Here is a 5,902-nt window from a genome sequence, read left to right as displayed (position 1 = left end):
GGACGGTGATGTGATGAAAGCGAATGAACTTCGTGAAAAATCAGCACAGCAGCTGAACGAGCAACTGCTCGGCCTGCTGCGCGACCAGTTCAATCTGCGTATGCAGAAAGCAACTGGCCAGTTGGGGCAGTCTCACCTGCTCTCGCAAGTTAAGCGCGACATCGCTCGTGTGAAAACTGTGCTCAACCAGCAGGCAGGTAAGTGATCATGGCTGAAGCCGAAAAAACAGTCCGTACGCTGACCGGCCGTGTCGTCAGCGACAAGATGGACAAGACCATCACCGTATTGATCGAGCGTCGCGTTAAGCACCCGATCTACGGCAAATATGTCAAGCGTTCGACCAAGCTGCACGCGCACGACGAAACCAATCAGTGCCACATCGGTGACAAAGTTTCCATCCGTGAAACCCGTCCCGTTGCCAAGACCAAGTCTTGGGCGCTGGTTGAGATCCTCGAACGCGCAGTGGAAGTCTAAGGGCTAAGGGTCGGAGAAATTATATGATTCAGACTCAATCCATGCTCGACGTCGCTGACAACAGCGGTGCTCGTCGCGTTATGTGCATCAAGGTGCTGGGTGGCTCGCATCGCCGCTACGCTGGCATCGGCGACATCATCAAGGTGACCGTTAAGGAAGCAATTCCGCGCGGTAAAGTGAAGAAAGGCCAAGTGATGACTGCTGTCGTAGTCCGCACTCGTCACGGCGTTCGTCGTCCTGATGGCTCGATCATTCGCTTCGACGGCAACGCTGCTGTTCTGCTGAACAACAAGCAAGAGCCGATCGGCACCCGTATTTTTGGGCCAGTGACTCGTGAACTTCGCTCTGAGAAGTTCATGAAGATCGTCTCGCTCGCCCCTGAAGTGCTCTAAGGAGATCCGACATGCAAAAGATTCGTCGTGACGACGAGATCATCGTGATCGCCGGTAAAGACAAAGGTAAGCGTGGCAAGGTGCTCAAGGTTCTCGCTAACGACCGTCTGGTCGTTGGTGGGATCAACCTGGTGAAGCGCCATACCAAGCCGAACCCGATGTCGGGCGTTCAGGGCGGTATCGTCGAGAAAGAGGCGCCACTGCACGCTTCTAACGTGGCCATCTTCAATGGCGAAACCAACAAGGCTGACCGCGTTGGTTTCAAAATTGAAGAAGGTAAAAAAATTCGTGTCTTCAAGTCGACCCAAAAAGCGGTTGATGCTTGAACACTGCTAGGTAGAAGACCATGGCACGACTAAAAGAGATTTACCGGAAAGAAATCGCGCCGAAGCTTAAGGAAGAACTTAAGCTCGCCAACGTGATGGAAGTTCCGCGCATCACCAAGATCACCCTGAACATGGGCCTGGGCGAAGCGATCGGTGACAAGAAAATCATCGAGCACGCTGTTGCCGACCTGGAAAAGATCACCGGTCAGAAAGTCGTAGTGACTCATGCCCGTAAGTCGATTGCAGGCTTCAAGGTTCGTGAAGGTTGGCCGATTGGCGTCAAGGTAACCCTGCGCCGCGATCGTATGTACGAATTCCTCGATCGTCTGCTGTCCATCTCCCTGCCGCGCGTGCGTGACTTCCGCGGCCTGAATGCCAAGTCCTTCGACGGCCGTGGCAACTACAGCATGGGCGTGAAAGAGCAGATCATCTTCCCGGAAATCGACTACGACAAGATCGATGCCCTGCGTGGTCTGGACATTACCCTGACCACCACAGCCCGTACGGATGATGAAGGTCGCGCTCTGTTGCGCGCTTTCAAATTCCCGTTCCGCAACTGATTGGAGTTGGATCATGGCCAAAACCAGCATGAAAAACCGCGAGCTGAAGCGTCAGCAAACGGTAGCTAAGTACGCTAAGAAGCGTGCCGAGCTGAAAGCTACCATCGCCAATCCGAACACCAGTCCGGAAGCGCGTTGGGAAGCCCAAGTGGCTCTGCAGAAGCAGCCGCGTGACGCCAGCGCTTCGCGCCTGCGTAACCGCTGCCGGATTACCGGTCGTCCGCACGGCGTTTATCGCAAGTTCGGTCTGTCGCGTATCAAGCTGCGTGAAGCTGCAATGCGTGGTGATGTACCAGGCCTGGTGAAAGCCAGCTGGTAAAAAACAAAGCCGGCCCAGTGCCGGCTTTGTCTTATCTGTGAATCAGCCCCCTTTGGGGCTTGATTCATTTTTGATCAGTCTCTAGAATGCTCGGCTCGCCTGAGCCTGGGTTCAATTTTCCCAGCATTCTCAGCGACTGTAGCCGCAAGGCTAATTCTTTTTGTATCAGGAGCGTCTAGCCCATGAGTATGCAGGACCCGTTAGCGGACATGCTAACTCGTATCCGTAATGCCCAGATGGCTGAAAAGTCCGTCGTAAGCATGCCGTCTTCCACGTTGAAGGTGGCTGTAGCCAAAGTTTTGAAAGACGAAGGTTATATTGCGGGTTATCAGATCAGCGGTGAAGTTAAGCCGCAGCTGTCCATCGAGCTGAAATACTTCGAAGGCCGTCCGGTTATCGAAGAAGTTAAGCGCGTGAGCCGTCCAGGCCTTCGCCAATACAAATCCGTCGATGACCTGCCGAAAGTTCGTGGCGGTCTCGGTGTATCCATCGTCTCCACCAACAAGGGTGTGATGACGGACCGCGCTGCGCGCGCTGCCGGTGTCGGCGGCGAAGTGCTTTGCACAGTGTTCTAAGGGGGGATAAGCATGTCTCGCGTTGCTAAGAACCCCGTTAAGCTGCCCGCTGGTGTTGAGATCAAACTCACCGGTCAACAGCTTTCGGTAAAGGGTGCCAAGGGTACTCTCGAACTGAACGTTCACTCGTCCGTTGAAGTGCTGCAGGAAGCTGGTGAGCTGCGTTTCGCTGCTCGCAATGGCGACCAGCAGACTCGCGCAATGGCCGGTACCACTCGCGCGCTGGTCAACAACATGGTGATCGGTGTTAGCACAGGCTTCGAGCGCAAGCTGCAGCTGGTTGGTGTTGGTTACAAAGCGCAAGCCAAAGGTCAGGTGCTGAACCTCGCTCTCGGCTTCTCCCATCCGATCGACTATGAGTTGCCGGAAGGTGTGGTTGCTGAAACCCCGAACCAGACCGAGATCCTGATCAAGGGTGTCGACAAACAACTGGTTGGTCAGGTCGCTGCGGAGATTCGTGACTTCCGTCGTCCTGAACCTTATAAGGGCAAAGGTGTTCGTTACGCTGACGAAGTCGTCCGCCGTAAAGAAGCCAAGAAGAAGTAGGGCATAGCAAATGACCGACAAAAAAGTTACTCGACTGCGTCGCGCTCGCAAAGCACGCCTGAAAATGCACGAGCTCGAAGCCGTGCGTCTCTGCGTGTACCGCTCTTCGCAGCACATCTATGCCCAGGTCATTTCGGCCGACGGCAGCAAGGTTCTGGCCAGCGCCTCAACCTTGGACAAAGCACTGCGTGATGGCGCCACTGGCAACATCGACGCGGCCAAGAAAGTTGGTGAGCTGGTTGCTGAGCGTGCGAAAGCCGCTGGTGTGACTCAGGTTGCATTCGACCGTTCTGGCTTCAAGTACCACGGCCGCGTTAAGGCGCTGGCTGATGCTGCTCGTGAAGGCGGGCTGGAGTTCTAAGTTATGGCAAATAACGACCAAAAGCGCGACGAAGGCTATATCGAGAAGCTGGTACAGGTTAACCGCGTTGCCAAAACCGTAAAGGGTGGCCGTATCTTCACTTTCACCGCGCTGACCGTGGTGGGTGATGGTAAGGGTCGCGTCGGTTTCGGCCGTGGTAAGTCCCGTGAAGTGCCGGCTGCTATCCAGAAGGCTATGGAAGCTGCTCGTCGCAACATGATCCAGGTTGATCTGAACGGCACCACTCTGCAGTACGCGATGAAGTCGGCCCATGGCGCCTCCAAGGTGTACATGCAGCCTGCTTCTGAAGGTACCGGTATCATCGCCGGCGGCGCTATGCGTGCCGTTCTGGAAGTGGCTGGTGTGCAGAACGTTCTGGCTAAGTGCTACGGCTCGACCAATCCGGTGAACGTGGTGCATGCCACCTTCAAGGGTTTGAAGGCTATGCAGTCCCCGGGTTCCGTTGCGGCCAAGCGTGGCAAGAGCGTCGAGGAGATTCTCTAATCATGGCTAATACCGTAAAAGTCACGCTGATCAAAAGCATGACCGGCCGTATCCCCAACCACAAGCTCTGTGTGAAGGGTCTGGGTCTGCGTCGCATCGGTCACACCGTAGAAGTACTGGATACTCCCGAGAATCGCGGGATGATCAACAAGGCTTACTACATGCTGCGAGTCGAGGGTTAATACATGTACCTGAACGATTTGAGTCCTGCGCCGGGTTCCCGTCGCGAGAAGCACCGTCCGGGCCGTGGTATCGGTAGCGGTTTGGGTAAGACTGGTGGCCGTGGCCACAAGGGTCAAACCTCCCGTTCCGGCGGCACCATTGCTCCGGGTTTTGAAGGCGGCCAGCAGCCTCTGCACCGTCGTCTGCCCAAATTCGGCTTCGTTTCCCTGAAGGCTATGGATCGCGCACAAGTGCGTACCTCCGAGCTGAATAAAATCGAAGGCGGCATTGTTACTCTGCAGTCGCTGAAGGATGCCAACCTGATTAACCAACATGTACAGCGTGTGAAAGTCATGCTGTCCGGTGAAGTTACTCAAGCGGTCACCCTTAAAGGTATCGCCGCCACCAAAGGTGCGCGCGCGGCTATCGAAGCAGCTGGCGGTAAGTTCGAGGAATAAATGGCTAAGCAAGGTGCTCTCTCAGCGCTCAGCAATGGCGGGTTATCCGAGCTCTGGGCTCGTTTGCGCTTTCTGTTCATGGCGATCATCGTCTATCGGATAGGTGCACACATCCCGGTTCCTGGGATCAACCCGGATCGGCTGGCGGACCTGTTTCGACAGAATGAGGGGACCATTCTTAGCTTGTTCAACATGTTTTCTGGCGGCGCGCTGGAGCGCATGAGCATTTTTGCACTGGGGATCATGCCGTACATTTCGGCATCGATCATCATGCAGCTCATGACCACTGTCAGTCCGCAGCTGGAGCAGTTGAAGAAGGAAGGTGAGGCTGGTCGTCGCAAGATCAGCCAATACACCCGCTACGGCACCGTCGTCCTGGCAGTGGTTCAAGCAATCGGCATGTCCGTTGGCTTGGCCAGTCAGGGCGTAGCGTTTTCGGCTGATTTCGGCTTCCACTTCGTTGCAGTCACCACCTTCGTGGCGGGTGCGATGTTTATGATGTGGCTGGGCGAGCAAATCACCGAGCGCGGTGTTGGCAACGGTATTTCGATGCTGATTTTTGCGGGCATCGTAGCCGGTCTGCCGTCGGCGATCGGGCAGTCTTTCGAGTCTGCTCGGCAGGGCGATATCAATATCTTCGCCCTGGTCGCCATCGGTTTGCTGGCAGTAGCGATTATCGGTTTCGTGGTGTTCATTGAGCGTGGTCAGCGTCGCATTGCGGTGCACTACGCCAAGCGTCAGCAGGGTCGTAAGGTCTTCGCTGCGCAGACCAGCCACTTGCCGTTGAAGGTGAACATGGCGGGTGTAATCCCGGCCATTTTCGCCAGCAGCCTTCTGTTATTCCCGGCCTCGCTGGGTGCCTGGTTTGGTCAGTCCGAAGGTCTGGGCTGGCTGCAGGATATTTCGCAGGCTATCGCTCCTGGTCAGCCGTTGAACATTTTGCTGTTTAGTGCAGGGATCGTTTTCTTCTGCTTCTTCTACACGGCACTGATGTTCAACCCGAAAGACGTAGCGGAAAACCTGAAGAAGTCCGGTGCCTTTATTCCGGGTATCCGTCCCGGTGAGCAATCGGCGCGCTATATCGATGGCGTGTTGACTCGCTTGACCATGTTCGGTGCCCTGTACATGACGGCCGTATGCTTGTTGCCCCAGTTCCTGGTGGTGGCTGCCAACGTACCGTTCTATCTTGGCGGGACCTCGTTGCTGATCGTGGTAGTGGTTGTGA

Annotated in this window: 13 protein-coding genes; all 13 read left to right on the top strand. The window is 55.5% G+C overall.

Going from position 1 to position 5,902, the window contains the following annotated elements; all coding sequences use genetic code 11:
* Positions 1-13 precede the first annotated feature (13 nt).
* Positions 14-205, top strand: a complete 192-nt coding sequence (gene rpmC / locus Q8Q83_RS09930) for a 50S ribosomal protein L29 (protein WP_002555481.1) — start codon at positions 14-16, stop codon at positions 203-205.
* A gap of 2 nt (positions 206-207) precedes the next feature.
* The gene (gene rpsQ / locus Q8Q83_RS09925; protein WP_296218093.1) at positions 208-474 is read left to right on the top strand and encodes a 30S ribosomal protein S17; all 267 of its coding nucleotides are present in this window, start codon (positions 208-210) and stop codon (positions 472-474) included.
* A 23-nt stretch (positions 475-497) separates the two neighbouring features.
* A complete protein-coding gene (gene rplN / locus Q8Q83_RS09920) occupies positions 498-866 on the top strand; it encodes a 50S ribosomal protein L14 (protein ID WP_003289207.1) in 369 nt (122 codons plus the stop codon).
* Positions 867-877: 11 nt separating this feature from the next.
* Complete coding sequence (gene rplX, locus Q8Q83_RS09915) at positions 878-1,192, top strand: 50S ribosomal protein L24 (protein ID WP_305623303.1); 315 nt, start codon at positions 878-880, stop codon at positions 1,190-1,192.
* A 20-nt stretch (positions 1,193-1,212) separates the two neighbouring features.
* The gene (rplE, locus tag Q8Q83_RS09910) at positions 1,213-1,752 is read left to right on the top strand and encodes a 50S ribosomal protein L5 (protein WP_305623301.1); all 540 of its coding nucleotides are present in this window, start codon (positions 1,213-1,215) and stop codon (positions 1,750-1,752) included.
* A gap of 13 nt (positions 1,753-1,765) precedes the next feature.
* Positions 1,766-2,071: a 30S ribosomal protein S14 gene (rpsN, locus tag Q8Q83_RS09905; RefSeq protein ID WP_305623299.1), complete on the top strand. Its 306-nt coding sequence runs from the start codon at positions 1,766-1,768 to the stop codon at positions 2,069-2,071.
* Between the two features lie 182 nt (positions 2,072-2,253).
* Entirely contained in the window at positions 2,254-2,646 is a 393-nt protein-coding gene (rpsH, locus tag Q8Q83_RS09900; protein WP_069519903.1) for a 30S ribosomal protein S8, read from the top strand.
* A 12-nt stretch (positions 2,647-2,658) separates the two neighbouring features.
* Positions 2,659-3,192, top strand: a complete 534-nt coding sequence (rplF, locus tag Q8Q83_RS09895; RefSeq protein WP_305623297.1) for a 50S ribosomal protein L6 — start codon at positions 2,659-2,661, stop codon at positions 3,190-3,192.
* 10 nt (positions 3,193-3,202) lie between these two features.
* Complete coding sequence (gene rplR, locus Q8Q83_RS09890; RefSeq protein ID WP_036999709.1) at positions 3,203-3,553, top strand: 50S ribosomal protein L18; 351 nt, start codon at positions 3,203-3,205, stop codon at positions 3,551-3,553.
* Positions 3,554-3,556: 3 nt separating this feature from the next.
* Complete coding sequence (gene rpsE, locus Q8Q83_RS09885; RefSeq protein WP_305623294.1) at positions 3,557-4,057, top strand: 30S ribosomal protein S5; 501 nt, start codon at positions 3,557-3,559, stop codon at positions 4,055-4,057.
* A gap of 2 nt (positions 4,058-4,059) precedes the next feature.
* Positions 4,060-4,239, top strand: coding sequence for a 50S ribosomal protein L30 (rpmD, locus tag Q8Q83_RS09880; protein ID WP_079204534.1), 180 nt, complete (start codon positions 4,060-4,062; stop codon positions 4,237-4,239).
* Between the two features lie 3 nt (positions 4,240-4,242).
* A complete protein-coding gene (rplO, locus tag Q8Q83_RS09875) occupies positions 4,243-4,677 on the top strand; it encodes a 50S ribosomal protein L15 (protein ID WP_305623292.1) in 435 nt (144 codons plus the stop codon).
* On the top strand, positions 4,678-5,902 hold a 1,225-nt coding region (gene secY, locus Q8Q83_RS09870), incomplete at its 3' end, for a preprotein translocase subunit SecY (RefSeq protein ID WP_305623291.1).

Origin of the sequence: Pseudomonas sp. (assembly GCF_030696055.1) — a bacterium.
Taxonomy (GTDB): Bacteria; Pseudomonadota; Gammaproteobacteria; order Pseudomonadales; family Pseudomonadaceae; genus Aquipseudomonas.
The sequence above is the reverse complement of the archived record's forward strand: the minus strand, read 5'-3'. Positions and strand labels throughout refer to the sequence as shown.